The following is a 16831-nucleotide window of genomic DNA, read 5'->3' as shown; positions in this document are numbered from 1 at the left end:
CCGTCACCCTGAGGAGCGCGGAACGCGCAACGGCCCGATTGTGGCCGTGCATCCTTCGAGACGCGCTGCGCGCTCCTCCAGCGACAAAGGCGAAGCCTTTGCGCGGGGATGACGGATTACGCAGGCCTCAATGCAAATGCGTCGGACGATCGTCGTTGTCAGCATCCGCGACCGGTGCCGCGTAGGGAGCCGCGTTCGACGCCGCCACCGGCGCGCTCGCACCTTGCGTCTGCGCCGCAAGAGCACGTTCCTGGTCACGATACGACTTCCAGCCCCAGGGCAGGCTGATCAGATAGGCGACCGAGCCCGCCGACAGGATGTGCCAGGGGTAGCCGATCAACAGCGCGACGAAGAACACCACCGACACGAACACCGGCAGCACCATCTCCGGCGGCACGCGCATCTTCACGGTCTTGCCGGAGAACACCGGCAGCCGCGACACCATCAGGAAGGCGATCAAGAGCGTGTAGAACGCCGTCAGCGTCGCCGGCGGCATCGGCACGCCGAGGAAGGCGAGATAGATCGGCAGCAGCACGGTGATCGCGCCGGCCGGCGCCGGCACGCCCGTGAAGTAATTGGCCGCGAAGGCCGGCTTGTTCGGATCGTCGATCGAGGCGTTGAAGCGCGCCAGCCGCAGGCCGCCGGAGATCGCAAACACCATCGCGGCGATCCAGCCGCCATTATTCAATTCATGCAGCTGCCAGAAATACAGGATCAGGCCCGGCGCGACGCCGAAATTGACGAAGTCGGCCAGGCTGTCGAGCTCGGCGCCGAATTTCGACTGGCCCTTGATCATGCGCGCGACGCGGCCATCGATGCCGTCGAGGATCGCGGCGAACACAATGGCGGCGACCGCGAGCTCCATCCGCCCTTCCGTCGACAGCCGGATCGCGGTGAGGCCGGCGCAGATCGCCAGCAGCGTGATCATGTTCGGCACGAGCATCCGCACCGGGATCGGGCGGAACCGGCGGCGGCGCAACTCGCTGGAATTGGGATCAAAGGGCATCATGGTTTGCAATATAGCAAGCATGGCCCGGCTCCGCCATTGGCGCCGGAACCATCTGATCGACCAGCCGAAACAGTGTTAATCGGCGCGATAGGTGCGGCCGGGGTCGGCGTTGCGGAAATCGGCCAGAATGGTCTCGCCGGCAACCGCGGTCTGGCCTTCCGAGACCAGCGCCTTGGTGCCCTCGGGCAGATAGACGTCGAGCCGCGAGCCGAAGCGGATCAGACCGAAGCGCTCGCCGGCGCCGATCGACTGGCCTTCCTTGACGAAGCAGACGATGCGCCGCGCCACGAGGCCGGCGATCTGGACCACGCCGATGCGACCATTGGCGCCCGAGATCACCAGCGAGTTGCGCTCGTTGTCCTCGCTCGCCTTGTCGAGCTCGGCATTGATGAAGGCGCCAGGCCGGTAGGCGATGCGGTCGATGCGGCCGGCCACCGGGCTGCGGTTCACGTGGCAGTTGAACACGCTCATGAACACCGAGACCCGCGGCAGCGGCTTGTCGCCGAGGCCAAGCTCGGCCGGCGGCAGCGCCTGCACCACCATGGAGACGCGGCCATCGGCCGGCGACACCACGATGCCGTCGCGCAGCGGCGTCACCCGTACTGGATCGCGGAAGAACAGCGCGCACCAGACCGTGAGCAACGTCCCGATCCAGCCCAGCGGGGTCCAGATCCAGAACAGGATCAGGCTCGCCAGGGCGAAACCGCCGATGAACGGATAGCCCTCGGGGTGGATCGGCGGGATCTGCGCGCGGATGGAATTGGCGATCGACATCAGAGCTCGCTTGCGTTTCCCCGCCCCGTTTGGCGGGAGAGGCCCTAAATCGACTATTCCGCGGCGGTCGGCAAGGGTTTCTCACCCTCAACGGGGGTGGAATCCTCCGACGAATCGGTGACCACCGGCGGCAGGCGATTCGGCGCGCTGCCGTCGTCATCGACCTGGGCGAGCCGTTCGCGGGCCTCCTCGGCCTCGCGCTGCCGGTTCCACATGCTGGCATAGAGGCCGCCCGAGGCCAAAAGCCGCGCGTGGGTGCCGCGCTCGGCAATCCGGCCCTGGTCCAGCACGATGATCTCGTCGGCGCCGACGATCGTTGAGAGCCGGTGCGCGATCACCAGCGAGGTGCGGTTGCGCGACACCCGCTCCAGCGCGCCCTGGATCTCGTGCTCGGTGTGGCTGTCGAGCGCAGAGGTCGCCTCATCCAGCACCAGGATCGGCGGCGCCTTCAGCACCGTGCGCGCGATCGCGACGCGCTGCTTCTCGCCGCCGGAGAGTTTCAGGCCGCGCTCGCCGACCTGGGTCTCGTAGCCCTGCGGCGACATCCGGATGAAGCCGTCGATCTGCGCCAGCCGCGCCGCCTCCTCCACCTCGTCGTCGCCGGCATCCCAGCGGCCATAGCGGATGTTGTAGCGGATGGTGTCGTTGAACAGCACGGTGTCCTGCGGCACCATGCCGATCGCCGACCGCAGCGAGGTCTGCGTCACATTCTTGATGTCCTGGCCGTCGATCAGGATGCGGCCGCTCGAGACATCGTAGAGCCGGAACAAGAGCCGCGAGATGGTCGACTTGCCGGCGCCGGAGGGACCGACGATCGCGACCGTCTTGCCGGCCGGCACCTCGAAGCTCAGACCCTTCAGGATCTGCCGGTCAGGCTCATAGGCGAAGCGGACGTCCTCGAAGCGCACGCTGCCTGTGGACACCACGAGCGGCTTTGCGCCCGGCATGTCCTTCACCTCGGCATCGCGCGCCAGCACGTCGAACATCTTCTCGATGTCGATGATCGCCTGCTTGATCTCGCGATAGACCATGCCCATGAAGTTCAGCGGCTGGTAGAGCTGGATCATCATCGAGTTGATCAGCACGAAATCGCCGACGGTGTGGGTGCCGTTGCGGATGCCGAACGCACACATCAGCATGGTCGCGGTCAGGCCGGCGGTGAAGATGATCGCCTGCCCGGTGTTGAGCACAGCGAGCGAAGTGTAGGTCTTCACGCTGGCCTGCTCGTAGCGCTCCATCGAGCGGTCGTAGCGCCCTGCCTCGCGCTCCTCGGCGCCGAAATACTTCACCGTCTCGTAGTTGAGCAGCGAGTCGATCGCCTTGGTGTTCGCCTCGGTATCGGAATCGTTCATCTTGCGGCGGATCTCGATCCGCCACTCGGTCGCGATGTAGGTGTAGTACATGAACACGACGACCGTGATCAGCACCGCAAGCACATAGCGCCAGTCGAACTGCCAGAGCAGCACCGCCGCCAGCAGCGTGACCTCGACGATGGTCGGGATCAGCTGCAGGATCACCATCCGCACGATGGTCTCGATGCCGGAGCGGCCGCGCTCCAGCACGCGGGTCAGGCCGCCGGTCTTGCGCTCGAGATGGAAGCGCAGCGACAGCTCGTGCATGTGCACGAAGGTGATATAGGCGAGCCGCCGCACCGCGTGCATCGCGACGCGAGCGAAGATGCCGTCGCGCCACTGCGTCAGCACCGCCATGATGATGCGCACCGCGCCGTAGCTGATCGTCATCAGCACAGGCGAGGCGATCAGCCAGACCATCCAGTTCGAGGAAGCGACTGGCGCCGAGCCCGTGCCGTTCAGCGCGTCGATCGCCCATTTGAAGGTGAACGGCACCGACAGCGTCGCGAGCTTGGCGAACAGCAGCAGCACCACCGACCAGATGACGCGCATCTTCAAATCGGCGCGATCGCCGGGCCAGATGTAGGGCCAGAGATGAACGAGGGTGCCGAGCAGCGTCCCCTTCTCGGCCGCCGAGGTCGTGGCCGCGGGCTGATCGGCCGCCGTCACAGTCTGTTGCGGCGGCACCATCAGGAGCCCGCTCGCGACGTCATGGCGCGGCGGTCCGCGGCCACATCTTTTCCACGATTTGCCATTGTGCCCGTCATATAGATCGTTTCAACGTGGCGTACAGGCTTATGACGAAAATTGTTCGCGATTCGCGGGAATTTACGGGATTTTTTGGCCTTCAATCCCCATATGCGAGTCTTGACCCTGTTTACGCTGCAGTGCCACAAGGATCGTATGAACCAAATCAAGACTGTCTGTGTTTATTGCGGCTCCGGCCCCGGTAACAATCCCCGCTTCGTTGAAGCTGCCGTCGCGCTCGGCAAGGCCTTTGCCGAAAACAACGTGCGCCTGGTCTATGGCGGCGGCTCGATCGGCCTGATGGGCGCCGTCGCGAAATCCACGCTCGATCATGGCGGCTCCGTCACCGGCATCATTCCGGAATTCCTGCGGGCACGCGAGAATGCGCTGACCTCGGTGCAGGAGATGATCGTCACCCCCGACATGCATGAGCGCAAGCGGCTGATGTTCGAGCGCTCGGATGCGTTCGTCGCGCTGCCCGGCGGCATCGGCACGCTGGAGGAGTTGGTCGAGCAATTGACCTGGCAGCAGCTCGGCCGTCATCACAAGCCGATCCTGCTCGCCAACATCGACAATTTCTGGGAGCCCCTGCTCTCGCTGCTCAGCCACATGCGCACGACCGAGTTCATCCGCCCGACGCTGCCGATCAACGTGCTGATGGCCGACCGCGTCGACGACATCCTGCCGCGGCTGCGTTCCGCGGTGGCCGGCAAGCCGGCGGCCGCGAAGGAGCTCGCGCCCGAGGTGGCGCGGCGGCTGTAAGCCAGAGCCTCCAGCGGTCTCTTCGAACCGCGCAGCCCATTCCCGTCATCCTGAGGAGCCGCGAAGCGGCGTCTCGAAGGATCGACGGCCCGGCTGGTGGCCGCGCATCCTTCGAGGCTCGCTCCGCTCGCACCTCAGGATGACGGGTCTGACTAGGCGCCAGACTAGCCCAAATCACTCGCTCGGAAACGTCACAGCCTCGATACGATTGCCGTCGGGGTCGAGGACGAAGGCGGCGTAGTAGCGCACGCGGTCGTGCGGGCGGAGGCCCGGGGCGCCATCGGATGCACCGCCGGAAGCAAGTGCCGCGGCATGGAAGGCATCGACCTCGGCGGTGGTTTTCGCGCGCAGGCAGATATGGCTGCCGCTCTCATGCGCGACCTGCGCCATCGTGGCGCGCAGATTGATCCAGAATTCGGGATAGGCCTTGCCGAAGCCGATCGTCGCCGGCCGCGTGACGAGACGGCTCAGGCCGAGTGCGGCCAGCGTCGGCTCATAGAACCGTGCGGCGCGTTCGAGATCGCGGACGCCGACGGAGACGTGGTCGATCATGAAAACCTCTCCCGCTGTCATTCCGGGATGGTCCGCAGGACCAGCCCCGGAATCTCGAGATTCCCAGGTGCGCAATAGCGCACCATAGTTCGATGCTTCGCATCGCCCCGGAATGACGGATCAATCACTCACGCCTGCGCGCCCGACCTCACCAGCTTATAGAACACCGAATCCATCAGCGCCTGGAACGAGGCGTCGATGATGTTGGGCGAGACGCCGACCGTGGTCCAGCTCTCGCCGGTTTCGTCCTCGCTTTCGATCAGCACCCGCGTGACCGCCTCGGTGCCGCCATTGAGGATACGCACGCGGTAGTCGATCAGCTTCAGGCCATCGATATATTTCTGGTACTTGCCGAGATCCTTGCGTAGCGCCACGTCGAGTGCGTTGACCGGACCGTTGCCCTCGGCGGCCGAGATCAGCCGCTCGCCGTCGACGTCGACTTTCACCACTGCGAGCGCCACGGTGACGCGCTGGCCGTTGGCGTTATAGCGCTGCTCGACATTGACGTCGAACTGCTCGACCTTGAAATATTCCGGCACCTTGCCGAGCGTGCGGCGCGCCAGGAGGTCGAACGAGGCGTTCGCCGATTCATAGGCGAAGCCCGCGGCCTCGCGCTCCTTCAGCTCCTCGACCAGGCGCGTCAGCCGCGGATCGCCCTTGTCGTAGATGATGCCGGCGCGGTCGAGCTCGGCCATCACGTTGGAGCGGCCGGCCTGATCGGAGACCAGCACCTTGCGGTGGTTGCCGACGGAATCCGGCAGCACGTGCTCATAGGTCTGCGGATCCTTCATGACGGCGGAGGCATGGATGCCGGTCTTGGTGACGAAGGCGCTCTCGCCGACGTAAGCTGCATGGCGGTTGGGCGCGCGGTTCAGCATGTCGTCGAGCGTGCGCGACACCTTCATCAGCGTCGCCATCTTCTCGGTGGTGACGCCGATCTCGAACTTGTCGGCAAACTCCTGCTTCAGCTTCAGGGTCGGAATCAGCGAGCAGAGATTGGCGTTGCCGCAGCGCTCGCCGAGGCCGTTGAGCGTGCCCTGGATCTGCCGCGCGCCGGCGCGCACCGCTGCGAGCGAATTGGCTACCGCCTGCTCGGTGTCGTTATGGGCATGAATGCCGAGATGGGCGCCGGGCACCTGCTTGACGACGTCACCGACGATGGTCTCGATCTCATGCGGCATGGTGCCGCCATTGGTGTCGCACAGCACCACCCAGCGCGCGCCGGCCTCATAGGCCGCAGTCGCGCAGGCAAGCGCATAGTCGCGGTTCTCCTTGTAGCCGTCGAAGAAATGCTCGCAGTCGACCATCACCTCGCGGCCGAGCGCCTTGGCGGCCGCGACGCTGTCGCGGATCGAGGCGATATTCTCCTCGTTGGTGGTCTCGAGCGCAACGCGGACCTGATAGGCGGAGGATTTGGCGACGAAGCAGATCGCATCCGCCTTGGCCTCGAGGATGCCGGCGAGTCCCGGATCGTTCGAGGCCGAACGGCCGGGCCGCCGCGTCATGCCGAACGCGGTGAAGCGCGCATGGTCGAACGCAGGCTTCCTGCTGAAGAACTCGGTGTCGGTCGGATTGGCACCGGGATAACCGCCCTCGACATAGTCGATGCCGAGCGCGTCGAGCATGCCTGATATCACCTGCTTGTCCTGCAGCGTGAAATCGACGCCGTTGGTCTGCGCGCCGTCACGCAGCGTGGTATCGAACAGATAGAGGCGCTCGCGGCTCATGCGTGGCCTCCGGGCGTGGCAACGCCGTCGAGCGTCTTCTGCATCGTGGTGTTGGCGAGCCATTCGTCGCCGATGGTGACCGTATTGCGCTGCTGCGCGACATAGCCGCGCTTGCGGAAGAATTCGAGCGCGGTGTCGCTGGCATCGACCTTCAGGGCCTTGGTGCCGCGGGCGCTCGCGATCTTCTCCAGCGCGTCGCACAGCGCGCTGCCTGCACCCTGCCCCACGGCGCTCGGATGCACATAGAGCATGTCGATGTGGTCGGCCCCCTTCAGCGAGGCGAATCCGACCGGCGCGCCCTGCAATGTCGCGATCAGCGTCAGCTGACCGGCGAGCCTCTTGCCGAAGGCCTCCTCGTCGTCGGCGGCCATCGCCCAGGCTTCCTGCTGCGCCTCGCTATAATCGTCGCCGGTCAGGTCCATGATCGACGCCGCGAAGATCGACGCCAGCAGCGGCGCATCGTCGGGCAGATACGGGCGCAACGCGGGTGCGGATCGGCTCATCGCGCGACCTCCCAGGTCGTGATCGGCTTTCCTTCGGCATCCTTGCCGTCCTTGATCGCCACGCCCATCGCGGCGAGCTGATCGCGGATCCGGTCGGATTCCTTGAAGTCCTTACGCGCACGCGCCGCGGTGCGCTCGGCGATCAGCGCCTCGACCGCGGCGGCATCGACGCCGCTGGCCTGCTCCTTGCGTCCCTTCCACGCCGCCGCACTCTCCGACAGGAAGCCGAGCAGCCGCAGCGAACCGGCAAATTCCTTGCGGCTCGCTTCACTGCTCGCGGCAGCATTACGCAAGCTGTGCAGCACGGCCATGGCCTGCGCGGTGTTGAGGTCGTCGTAGAGCGCCTCGACCATCGCCGGCGACGGCGCTCCGGGCTCGGCGTCGGCCGCGACCGCATACCAGTCGTCGAGCGTCCTTGCGGCTTCCTCCGCACTCTTCAGCGTCCAGTCCAGCGGCGAACGGTAGTGCGTTCTCAGCATGCTGAGCCGCAGCACCTCGCCCGGCCAATCCGCCAGCAAATCGCGGATCGTGAAGAAGTTGCCGAGCGACTTCGACATCTTCTCGCTTTCGATCTGCAGGAAGCCGTTGTGCATCCAGACATTGGCCATGCGGTCGGTGTGGAACGCGCAGCAAGTCTGCGCGAGCTCGTTCTCATGATGCGGAAACACCAGGTCGATGCCGCCGCCATGGATGTCGAACTTTTCGCCGAGATGCTTCCAGGCCATCGCCGAGCACTCGATGTGCCAGCCGGGCCGGCCTTCCATCGCAATGCCTGCCGGTGACGGCCAGGACGGCTCGCCGGGCTTCGACGGCTTCCACAGCACGAAGTCGGTGTTGTCGCGCTTGTAGGGTGCAACATCGACGCGGGCGCCCGCGATCATCTCGTCGAGCGAGCGCTTCGACAGCGCGCCGTAGCGCGGCAGCGTCGAATTGGCTGCATTCATCGCCTCCGGCGAGAACAGCACGTGATCCTCGGCGACATAGGCAAAGCCGCCGGCGACCAGCTTCTCGATGATCGCGCGCATCTCCGGGATGTGCTCGGTCGCGCGCGGCTGCACGGTCGGCGGCAAGCAGCCGAGCGCGGCGACGTCGTCCTGGTACTGCTGATAGGTCAGCTCGGTGACCTTGCGGATCGCCTCGTTCAGGGGCACGCCGGGATAGTCCCGCGCGGCGCGAACGTTGATCTTGTCGTCGACGTCGGTGATGTTGCGGACATAGGTGACGTGATCGGTGCCGTAGCGATGGCGCAGCGCGCGGAACAGCACGTCGAAGACAACAGCGGCGCGGCCGTTGCCGATATGGGAGAAGTCATAGACCGTCGGTCCGCAGGCATACATGCGGACATTATCGGCATCGAGCGGCACGAACGGCCGCTTCTCCCGGGTCAGCGTATCGTAGAGGCGCAAATCCATGGGTACCCATCCCAGTGCCGCAGGCGATTTGAAGTTCCTGTCGTAGTCGCGGCGAGCTCGATCAGGAACTTCAAATCGCAGGCGGCACTAAACTCTAATTTCTTGACACCGGACTGGCTCTCGCATTCGCAACCCCGTTCGCCGCAAAAGTATGCGAATGCGAGAGCCAGTCCGGTGCTGGCCGGGCGTCCAGTGATCTCAGGGTGATTGAGAAAAGACGGCCTCAGCCAGCGAATCGCTAGCTCATAATCTCGCGGCAAATGCTGCAGATGGCGAGGTGGCCGTTCATGGTTCCATCGTGTCTCACGGCCCCCTGATCGCGTCAAGGGGCAGTTTTCGGGCGTTATGCAGCGCCCACCGCACCGAAATCACGCCAACGCCCTCTTGGTTAATCATTATTAAGGAATTGGGCGTACGGGAGGGCCAGCGGATTCCCCGCCATTTTCACTGGTGCACCATGCGGCCCATTTCAGCATTGATTGCCTCCACGTTCCTCCTTGTCTCCTCGGCCGCCTTGGCCGACAGCCGCGTTTTCATCGTCGCCAACCAGGCCGACGGATACGGTATCGACCAGTGCCTGGCTCACGGCGACCGCTGCGGCGCCTCCGCCGCCCGCGCCTACTGCCGGTCACGCGATTTTGCGCAGGCCACCAGTTACCGCCGCGTCGATCCCGACGAGATCACCGGCGCGGTTCCGCACGCCGCCAACGAGACATGCACCGGCAATAGCTGCGGCGAATACGTCGCCATTACCTGCCAACGCTGAGCAAGCCGCTGGACAAACGGGGTTATTGCCACACCGGCGCCCCGGAAACGACGTGACGCTGCCCCGAGAAACGGCTATTGCAGCGGCCTTGCCTGCGCGCTTTGGCGTTGATCGCCGCGCGGCGTCGTTTTAATGGCCGGATATGCCCAATAGCTCCCGTTCTCGCTTCTCCCGCTGGTTCCTGACTTGCGCCGTGCTGGGTGGAATCGCCCTGCCCGCCGCGGATGCCCTGGCGCAGGTGCCCCCGGGCCCGCCCGGCCCGGCCCCCCAGGGCGCGCAGGCCAATCCGATGTGCGGCCGGCTCGAAGGCCAGCTGGCGGCAATCGATCGTGGCGGCGGCGATCCGGCCAAGGACGAGCAGATCCGCCGCTATCAGGATGCGGCAACCCGGCAGCAGGGCGAACTGGATCGCGTGACCGCGCAGGCCCGGCGGATGGGCTGCGACAGCTCCGGATTCTTGTCGCTCTTCAATAACAACTCGGCGCAGTGCGGACCGGTCAACAACCAGATCCAGCAGATGCGCGCCAATCTCGACCAGATGACCGGAAATCTCGAGCGGCTGCGCACCGGCGGGCTCGGCGGCGCCGATCGCGAGAACCAGCGCCGCTCGGTCTTGACCGCACTGGCGCAGAACAATTGCGGCCCGCAATACGCGGCGGCCGCGCGCGGCCCTGGCAATTTCATCGAGAACCTGTTCGGCGGCGGCGGTGGCGGCAATCCCAATCCGCTGCCCCCGCCCGACGCGCAATATGGCGGGCAGTCCGGCACCTTCCGCACCGTCTGCGTCCGCACCTGCGACGGCGCCTATTTCCCGATCTCGTTCGCGACCAGTCAGGCCCGCTTTGCCGCCGACGAGCAGATCTGCAAGGCGCAGTGCCCGGCCGCGGAGGCCAGCCTGTTCGCCTACCGCAATCCCGGGGAGGACATCAACCAGGCGGTCTCGATCAACGGCCAGTCCTACTCGTCGCTGCCGAACGCCTTCAAGTACCGCACCGAATTCAATCCGTCCTGCTCCTGCAAGGCGGCCGGCCAGAGTTGGGCGGAGGCGCTGAAGGCGGTCGACGACCAGGCGTCCGCCGCGCAGCAGGGCGACATCATCGTCACCGAGGAGAGCGCGCGAAAGATGCAGCAGCGCGCGCAGACCAAGGCTGCCGCCGGCAAGAAGGGCGCGCCCGCAGCCGCGGCGGCTCAACCGCAGCAGCCCGCCGCCGCTGATGCAACGGCAGCACCTGCCGCGCCCGCAAGCGATGGCCAGATCCGCACGGTCGGCCCGACCTTCATCCCGAAGAAGCAGTAAGGCTCACCCCTCGAACGCTTCCGCCGACGCGCGCGAACCGCGCGTCACCAGCGTCTCGTCCGGCGCCGGCAGCGCCTTGCCGAAATCGCGGAAGCGGTTGGTGATGGGATAGCGGCGGTCGCGGCCGAAATTCTTCCGCGTCACCTTCACCCCGGGCGCCGCCTGCCGCCGCTTGTATTCGGCGATGTTGAGCAGGCGATCGACGCGGGTCACCACATCGCGGTCGAAGCCGGCCTCGATGATGGTCGCAAGCGGCTCCTCGCGCTCCACCAGCCGCTCGAGGATCGCGTCCAGCACCTCATAGGGCGGCAGCGAATCCTGGTCGGTCTGGTTCTCGCGCAATTCCGCGGTCGGCGGCCGGATGATGATGTTGACCGGGATCACCTCGCCCGAGGGCCCGAGTGCGCCGTCCGGCTTCCATTCATTGCGCAGGCTCGAGAGGCGGAACACCTCGGTCTTGTAGATGTCCTTGATCGGGTTGAAGCCGCCATTCATGTCGCCGTACAGCGTCGCGTAGCCGACCGACATTTCCGACTTGTTGCCCGTCGTCACCACCATGGCGCCGGTCTTGTTGGAGATCGCCATCAGGAGCGTACCGCGGGCGCGCGCCTGCAAGTTTTCCTCGGTGATGTCGCGCTCCAGCCCTTTGAACACCGGCGCCAGAATTGTCTCGAAGCCGTTGACCGCATCTGCAATCGGCAGGATCTCGTAGCGGATGCCGAGCGCGGCGGCGAGCTTGGCGGCATCGTCGAGCGAGACCTGCGCGGTGTAGCGGAACGGCAGCATCACGCCGCGCACTTTGTCGGCGCCGAGCGCATCGACCGCGATCGCCGCACACAGCGCCGAGTCGATGCCGCCGGAGACGCCGAGCAGCACGCCGGGAAAACCGTTCTTGCGGACATAGTCGCGCAGGCCGAGCACGCAGGCCGCGTAATCGGCCTTGTCGCCTTCGAGCTGTGCCGTGATCGGCCCGTTACAGCGCCAGCCATCCGCGGTCTTGCGCCAGGTCAGCGTCGTGATGTTCTCCTCGAACGCCGGAAGCTGCGCCGCCACGGAGAGATCGGCATTCAGCGCAAACGAGGCGCCGTCGAAGATCAGCTCGTCCTGGCCGCCCATCTCGTTGAGATAGATCAGCGGCAGCCCGCTCTCGGTGACGCGCGCGACCACGATCGAGAGCCGGAGATCGGCCTTGTCGCGCGCATAGGGTGAGCCGTTCGGCACGATCAGGATCTCGGCGCCGGTCTCGGCCAGGCACTCGACGACGTTTTCGTAGTCCTCGGATTCCTCGAGCCAGATGTCCTCGCAGATCGGCACGCCGATGCGCACGCCGCGCACCGTCACCGGGCCCGATGCCGGGCCACGCGCGAACAGCCGCTTCTCGTCGAACACGCCGTAGTTCGGCAGATTGGCCTTGAAGCGGAGCGCCGCGATGCGTCCGCCGTCGAGCAGCGCGCAGGCATTGTAGAGCTTGCCGTCCTCGACCCAGGGCGTGCCGATCAGCATGGCCGGGCCGCCATCGGCGGTCTCGCGCGCCAGTTCCTCGATCGCGGCACGGCAGGCCGACTGGAGCGCCGGCTTGAGCACCAGATCCTCCGGCGGATAGCCGGCGACGAACAGCTCCGACAGCACCACGAGGTCGGCGCCGTCGGCCTTGGCTTTCTCGCGCGCCGCACGCGCTTTCGCGGCGTTGCCGGTGACGTCACCGACCGTCGGATTGAGTTGCGCCAGGGTGATCTTGATCTGTTGTTCGCTCATAGCTTTATGTTGTCCCGCACAACGGCAAACTGCAATGGTCGTCCGATCATGGTGCGAATGCAGAAATCGCACTGGGATCTTAGGCGCCAATCAGGGGGCAAGCTCTGCCCTCACCTCGCCGAGCAGCGCCATGCCACCCAGCCGACCCAATTCGTCCGAACATTTCGCGCTCTTGCCATAGCAGCCGAATGCGACCGTAACCCGCTCGGAAAGTGGTCCGATGCTGGGCAAGCCGGTGTCGCCGAAGGTGGTCATGCAGGGCACGACGCGGCGTTCCTCGAATTTGAGATCGCGAATGCGGTCGAGGATCTGGCCTTGCAGCCGATCGGCGACGTCAACCGATCCGCCCGATCGGAACCAGTTTTTGATATCCGCCTCGCTGTCGAGCCGAAGATCGACGGGATCGCCGCCGAGCTTCAGCCAGCTCTGGCCATCCGGATATGGGATCGGCGGCAGAATGTAGGGATTGTCGCCCTTCGGCCCGAGACAGCGCATCGACGGCATGCCGGCCAGGCGTTGCACCTCCGCCGCACCGAGCCGGAACAGCGCCGCGGTCCGCGCATAGACCGTGAAGCCCAGCGATCGGCCCAGCAGCGATTGGGTGTGCCCGCCGGCCGCAACCAGCACACGCTCGGCCTCGACGCTGCCCGATCGCGTCCGGATCGTCACGCCGAAGCCGCTCTCCGAGATCCCGAGCGCCGGCTCGTCGATGATCCGGGCGCCTGCGCGCTCGGCCGCGATGGTCTGCGCCCGGACCAGACGGCGCGGTGAGATGTAACCGGCATTGCGCGGCTCGAAATAGCCCAGCATCCCCGCCGTCGATTTCAGGAACGGAAACCGCTCCGCGAGCGCTGCATCCTGATAGGCTTCACACGCGATCCCTTCGTCGGCGCAGACTTGGCCGACCGAAGCGACATCTGTGGTCTCGCGATCGCCGATGTGAAGCGCACCGGCTTCGCGGTAGAACTCGACGCCGCTTTCCGCGGCAATCTCGCCGTAACGCGCGATCGCCGCGCGGTTCATCTGCCGCCAGAACGGCTGCGGATCGTACACCCGCGTGATACGGCCCTCATCATAATGGCTGCCGAACACGCCGCTGTGCTGCGAAAAATCAACCGGCTCATCGGGCCCGATCAGCGCGACGTCATGGCCCATCTTGCTCAGGTGGCGCGCGGCCGCCGACCCGATCAGTCCACGTCCGATCACCGCGAGCTTGATCGGCTTGTCGGCGCTCACGACGAGAATGCGCCCAGGCGTTCGGCGAGGGCGAACAGCCAGAACAGCCCGGCCATCACGAGCGCGACGCCGACGGCAGCAGAGCCCATGTCCTTGACCCGGCCGATCTGCGGATCGTGATCCATGGTCAGACGGTCGGCGAGCTTCTCGATCGCGGTGTTGAGCAGCTCGATCACGAGCACCAACACTACGGTTGCGACCAGCTCGACCCGGCGCATCACGGTGGCGCCGACCAGCCAGGCCAGCGGCACCGACAGCACCAGCGCGACGACTTCCTCGCGAATCGCCTGCTCCGAGCGAATGGCGAAGGCCAGCCCGTTGCGCGAGTTGATGGTGGCTCGCCAGAACCTCAGCAAGTCACTGCCCTCAAGTCACCTGCCCCCAACTCACATTCCAGCAGCGGCCGGCATCGGTTTGACCTTGCCTGCGCGCTCCTGCTTCAGCAATTCGGCGATCAGAAAGGCCATGTCGATCGACTGTTCGGCGTTGAGGCGGGGATCGCAGACCGTGTGATAGCGGTCGTTGAGATCCTCATCGGTGATGGCGCGCGCGCCGCCGATGCACTCGGTGACGTCCTGCCCGGTCATCTCCAGATGCACGCCGCCGGCATGGGTGCCCTCGGCGGCATGGATCTGGAAGAACGCCTTCACCTCCGACAGCACGCGGTCGAACGGCCGCGTCTTGTAGCCCGAGGTCGAGGTGATGGTGTTGCCGTGCATCGGATCGCACGACCACACCACCTTGCGCCCTTCCCGCTGCACGGCGCGGATCAGGCCGGGCAGATGGTCGCCGACCTTGTCGGCGCCGAAGCGGTTGATCAGCGTCAGGCGTCCCGGCTCATTGTCGGGGTTGAGCACGTCGATCAGCTTCAGCAGTTCGTCCGGCTTCAGCGACGGACCGCACTTCAGGCCGATCGGGTTCTTGATGCCGCGGAAATATTCGACATGACCGTGATCGAGCTGGCGGGTGCGGTCTCCGATCCAGATCATATGGCCGGAGGTCGCGTACCAGTCGCCGGTGGTGGAATCGACCCGCGTCATCGCCTGCTCGTAGCCGAGCAGGAGCGCCTCGTGGCTGGTGTAGAAATCGGTGGCGCGCAGCTCCGGATGGCTCTCGAGATCGAGGCCACAGGCGCGCATGAAGTTCAGCGCGTCCGAGATGCGGTCGGCCAGTTCCTTGTAGCGGCGGGACTGCGGCGAGTCCTTCAGGAAGCCGAGCATCCATTGATGCACGCTGCCCAGATTGGCGAAGCCGCCGGTCGCGAACGCGCGGAGCAGGTTCAGCGTCGCCGCGGACTGGCGATAGGCCATCAGCTGGCGCTGCGGATCGGGAATCCGCGCCTCCGGCGTGAAAGCGATATCGTTGACGATGTCGCCGCGATAGCTCGGCAGCTCGACGTCGCCCTGCTTCTCGGTCGGCGACGAGCGCGGCTTGGCGAATTGGCCGGCGATGCGGCCGACCTTCACCACCGGCAGCGCGCCGGCATAGGTCATGACCACGGCCATCTGCAGCAGCACGCGGAAGAAGTCGCGGATGTTGTTGGCGCCGTGCTCGGCAAAGCTCTCGGCGCAATCGCCGCCCTGCAGCAGGAAGGCCTCGCCGGCGCAAACCCGCGCCAGAGCCTTTTTCAGGCTGCGCGCCTCGCCCGCGAACACCAGCGGCGGAAAGGTCGCAAGCTGGGCCTCGACATCGGCCAATGCCTTGGCATCGGGATAATCGGGCACCTGCAGCACCTTCTTGGCGCGCCAGCTATCGGGTGTCCACCGCTCGGACATGAGGTCAACTCCTGAGCAAAAACTGCGACTTAATCGACGGGAAAGGTGGGCTTATACACAGCCGCCCGCCCCGCCGCTAGAAGGATTCCTGCAATCCCGTCAAACTCTTGCAGGAAAATACGAATTCGCATTTGCTGGACCATACCATGAATGCCAGGGAAATTGCCGTGGCCTCCGCCACGCTGGACGACGTTTTTAGCGACGACATCGTCGTGCCGGCCGCGGACGGCTATCCGCTGGCCGCGACGCTGTTCCTGCCGCGCGGCAGGAAGCGCCACGCCGTCCTGATCAATTCGGCGACCGCCGTGCCGCGCAAGGTCTATCGCGGCTTTGCCGGCTACCTCGCCCGCCGCGGCGCGGCGGTCTTGACCTACGACTACCGCGGCACCGGCGACTCGAGGCCGATGGCGGCGACCGGCCTCAACAAGCCGAAGTCGCTCTCCGGCTTCAAGGCCACGATGGCGGAGTGGGCCGCGCTCGACACCACCGCGGCCGTGAACTGGATGCGCTATCGCTACCGCGACCTGCCCTTCGCCTATGTCGGCCACTCCTTCGGCGGCCAGGCGCTTGGGCTCCTTGCCAACAACGCTGAAATTCCGCGCGCGCTGCTGGTCGCCTCGCAGGCCGCCACCTGGAAGTTGATGGCCTCGCCCGAGCGCTACCGCGTCGTCGCCTTCATGAACGGCATCGGCCTGCCGCTGGCGCGCACGCTCGGCTATGTCCCCGCCTGGGCCGGTCTCGGCATGGACCTGCCGCGCGGCGTGTTCGAGCAATGGCGCGGCTGGGTGATGCGCGAGCGTTATCTGCTCGATGATGCCACGCTCGCGGCGCGCGTGAATTTTCCGAAGTTCAAGGGCAGGCTCCGCGCGCTTGCGATCACCGACGACACCTGGGCGACGCGGCCGGCAATCGAGCTGTTGTGCTCCGCCTTCACGTCGATCACCCCGGAGATCATCTCGATCCGCCCCGCCGATGCCGGTGCGAAAGCGATCGGCCATTTCGGCTTCTTCCGCAGCGAGCACCGCGACGCCCTGTGGCGCGGCGCCGCGGAATGGCTCGAGGCGGAGAGCTAGGCGCAATCGAACCTTCGTCATTGCGAGGAGCGAAGCGACGAAGCAATCCATTGCTCCGCATATGCGGTGAGATGGATTGCTTCGCTTCGCT

The 16831-nt window shown here is 65.7% G+C and carries 15 protein-coding genes; 4 read left to right on the top strand and 11 right to left on the bottom strand.

Features of this window, described 5'->3' with window-relative positions; all coding sequences use genetic code 11:
- Window positions 1-127: 127 nt before the first annotated feature.
- From pssA to ACVIGA_RS38070, 3 genes are all read right to left on the bottom strand, one after another.
- Entirely contained in the window at window positions 128-1006 is an 879-nt protein-coding gene (pssA, locus tag ACVIGA_RS38080) for a CDP-diacylglycerol--serine O-phosphatidyltransferase (protein ID WP_456670974.1), read from the bottom strand.
- A 78-nt stretch (window positions 1007-1084) separates the two neighbouring features.
- Window positions 1085-1783 carry a phosphatidylserine decarboxylase gene (locus ACVIGA_RS38075; protein ID WP_092127222.1) on the bottom strand — a complete coding sequence of 233 codons (699 nt, stop codon included), beginning with the start codon at window positions 1781-1783 and terminating at the stop codon, window positions 1085-1087.
- Window positions 1784-1836: 53 nt separating this feature from the next.
- Window positions 1837-3825, bottom strand: a complete 1989-nt coding sequence (locus ACVIGA_RS38070; RefSeq protein WP_456670078.1) for an ABCB family ABC transporter ATP-binding protein/permease — start codon at window positions 3823-3825, stop codon at window positions 1837-1839.
- 213 nt (window positions 3826-4038) lie between these two features.
- Here ACVIGA_RS38070 and ACVIGA_RS38065 point away from each other — a divergent pair, with 213 nt between their 5' ends.
- Window positions 4039-4644 carry an LOG family protein gene (locus ACVIGA_RS38065; protein ID WP_223973323.1) on the top strand — a complete coding sequence of 202 codons (606 nt, stop codon included), beginning with the start codon at window positions 4039-4041 and terminating at the stop codon, window positions 4642-4644.
- Window positions 4645-4818: 174 nt separating this feature from the next.
- On the opposite strand, the gene ACVIGA_RS38060 is transcribed toward ACVIGA_RS38065, so the two are convergent.
- The 4 genes from ACVIGA_RS38060 to cysS all read right to left on the bottom strand — a co-directional run bounded on the left by ACVIGA_RS38060 (window position 4819) and on the right by cysS (window position 8838).
- Window positions 4819-5196: a VOC family protein gene (locus ACVIGA_RS38060; protein ID WP_456670077.1), complete on the bottom strand. Its 378-nt coding sequence runs from the start codon at window positions 5194-5196 to the stop codon at window positions 4819-4821.
- Between the two features lie 128 nt (window positions 5197-5324).
- Entirely contained in the window at window positions 5325-6923 is a 1599-nt protein-coding gene (cimA, locus tag ACVIGA_RS38055; RefSeq protein ID WP_456670076.1) for a citramalate synthase, read from the bottom strand.
- Window positions 6920-7426 carry a GNAT family N-acetyltransferase gene (locus ACVIGA_RS38050; RefSeq protein WP_456670075.1) on the bottom strand — a complete coding sequence of 169 codons (507 nt, stop codon included), beginning with the start codon at window positions 7424-7426 and terminating at the stop codon, window positions 6920-6922. The genes cimA and ACVIGA_RS38050 overlap by 4 nt, the downstream gene beginning before the upstream one ends.
- Window positions 7423-8838 carry a cysteine--tRNA ligase gene (cysS, locus tag ACVIGA_RS38045; protein ID WP_456670074.1) on the bottom strand — a complete coding sequence of 472 codons (1416 nt, stop codon included), beginning with the start codon at window positions 8836-8838 and terminating at the stop codon, window positions 7423-7425. Before cysS ends, ACVIGA_RS38050 begins: the two co-directional genes overlap by 4 nt.
- Before the next feature lie 457 nt (window positions 8839-9295).
- Between cysS and ACVIGA_RS38040 the strand changes: the two genes are divergently transcribed.
- Both ACVIGA_RS38040 and ACVIGA_RS38035 read left to right on the top strand, forming a co-directional pair.
- Window positions 9296-9604 carry a hypothetical protein gene (locus tag ACVIGA_RS38040; protein ID WP_456670973.1) on the top strand — a complete coding sequence of 103 codons (309 nt, stop codon included), beginning with the start codon at window positions 9296-9298 and terminating at the stop codon, window positions 9602-9604.
- A gap of 142 nt (window positions 9605-9746) precedes the next feature.
- Entirely contained in the window at window positions 9747-10901 is a 1155-nt protein-coding gene (locus ACVIGA_RS38035; protein ID WP_456670073.1) for a DUF2865 domain-containing protein, read from the top strand.
- A 3-nt stretch (window positions 10902-10904) separates the two neighbouring features.
- On the opposite strand, the gene ACVIGA_RS38030 is transcribed toward ACVIGA_RS38035, so the two are convergent.
- The 4 genes from ACVIGA_RS38030 to ACVIGA_RS38015 all read right to left on the bottom strand — a co-directional run bounded on the left by ACVIGA_RS38030 (window position 10905) and on the right by ACVIGA_RS38015 (window position 15667).
- Window positions 10905-12656 (bottom strand): NAD+ synthase, encoded by a 1752-nt coding sequence (locus ACVIGA_RS38030; protein ID WP_456670072.1) that lies wholly within the window; start codon window positions 12654-12656, stop codon window positions 10905-10907.
- A gap of 90 nt (window positions 12657-12746) precedes the next feature.
- On the bottom strand, window positions 12747-13892 hold the full coding sequence (locus ACVIGA_RS38025; RefSeq protein WP_456670071.1) for an NAD(P)/FAD-dependent oxidoreductase: 1146 nt from the start codon (window positions 13890-13892) through the stop codon (window positions 12747-12749).
- Window positions 13889-14248 (bottom strand): diacylglycerol kinase, encoded by a 360-nt coding sequence (locus ACVIGA_RS38020; protein WP_229170836.1) that lies wholly within the window; start codon window positions 14246-14248, stop codon window positions 13889-13891. The genes ACVIGA_RS38025 and ACVIGA_RS38020 overlap by 4 nt, the downstream gene beginning before the upstream one ends.
- A 30-nt stretch (window positions 14249-14278) precedes the next feature.
- Entirely contained in the window at window positions 14279-15667 is a 1389-nt protein-coding gene (locus ACVIGA_RS38015; protein WP_456670070.1) for a class II 3-deoxy-7-phosphoheptulonate synthase, read from the bottom strand.
- 146 nt (window positions 15668-15813) lie between these two features.
- Here ACVIGA_RS38015 and ACVIGA_RS38010 point away from each other — a divergent pair, with 146 nt between their 5' ends.
- A complete protein-coding gene (locus ACVIGA_RS38010; protein WP_456670069.1) occupies window positions 15814-16740 on the top strand; it encodes an alpha/beta hydrolase family protein in 927 nt (308 codons plus the stop codon).
- Window positions 16741-16831: the final 91 nt, after the last annotated feature.

It is taken from the genome of Bradyrhizobium sp. USDA 3240, from assembly GCF_054063295.1.
This window is presented reverse-complemented; position numbering and strand designations above follow the sequence as displayed.

Coding starts and splice junctions, on each gene's coding strand:
- pssA (WP_456670974.1), bottom strand. CDS start 1,006: ATGCCCTTTGATCCCAATTCCAGCGAGTTGCGCCGCCGCCGGTTCCGC.
- ACVIGA_RS38075 (WP_092127222.1), bottom strand. CDS start 1,783: ATGTCGATCGCCAATTCCATCCGCGCGCAGATCCCGCCGATCCACCCC.
- ACVIGA_RS38070 (WP_456670078.1), bottom strand. CDS start 3,825: ATGGTGCCGCCGCAACAGACTGTGACGGCGGCCGATCAGCCCGCGGCC.
- ACVIGA_RS38065 (WP_223973323.1), top strand. CDS start 4,039: ATGAACCAAATCAAGACTGTCTGTGTTTATTGCGGCTCCGGCCCCGGT.
- ACVIGA_RS38060 (WP_456670077.1), bottom strand. CDS start 5,196: ATGATCGACCACGTCTCCGTCGGCGTCCGCGATCTCGAACGCGCCGCA.
- cimA (WP_456670076.1), bottom strand. CDS start 6,923: ATGAGCCGCGAGCGCCTCTATCTGTTCGATACCACGCTGCGTGACGGC.
- ACVIGA_RS38050 (WP_456670075.1), bottom strand. CDS start 7,426: ATGAGCCGATCCGCACCCGCGTTGCGCCCGTATCTGCCCGACGATGCG.
- cysS (WP_456670074.1), bottom strand. CDS start 8,838: ATGGATTTGCGCCTCTACGATACGCTGACCCGGGAGAAGCGGCCGTTC.
- ACVIGA_RS38040 (WP_456670973.1), top strand. CDS start 9,296: ATGCGGCCCATTTCAGCATTGATTGCCTCCACGTTCCTCCTTGTCTCC.
- ACVIGA_RS38035 (WP_456670073.1), top strand. CDS start 9,747: ATGCCCAATAGCTCCCGTTCTCGCTTCTCCCGCTGGTTCCTGACTTGC.
- ACVIGA_RS38030 (WP_456670072.1), bottom strand. CDS start 12,656: ATGAGCGAACAACAGATCAAGATCACCCTGGCGCAACTCAATCCGACG.
- ACVIGA_RS38015 (WP_456670070.1), bottom strand. CDS start 15,667: ATGTCCGAGCGGTGGACACCCGATAGCTGGCGCGCCAAGAAGGTGCTG.
- ACVIGA_RS38010 (WP_456670069.1), top strand. CDS start 15,814: ATGAATGCCAGGGAAATTGCCGTGGCCTCCGCCACGCTGGACGACGTT.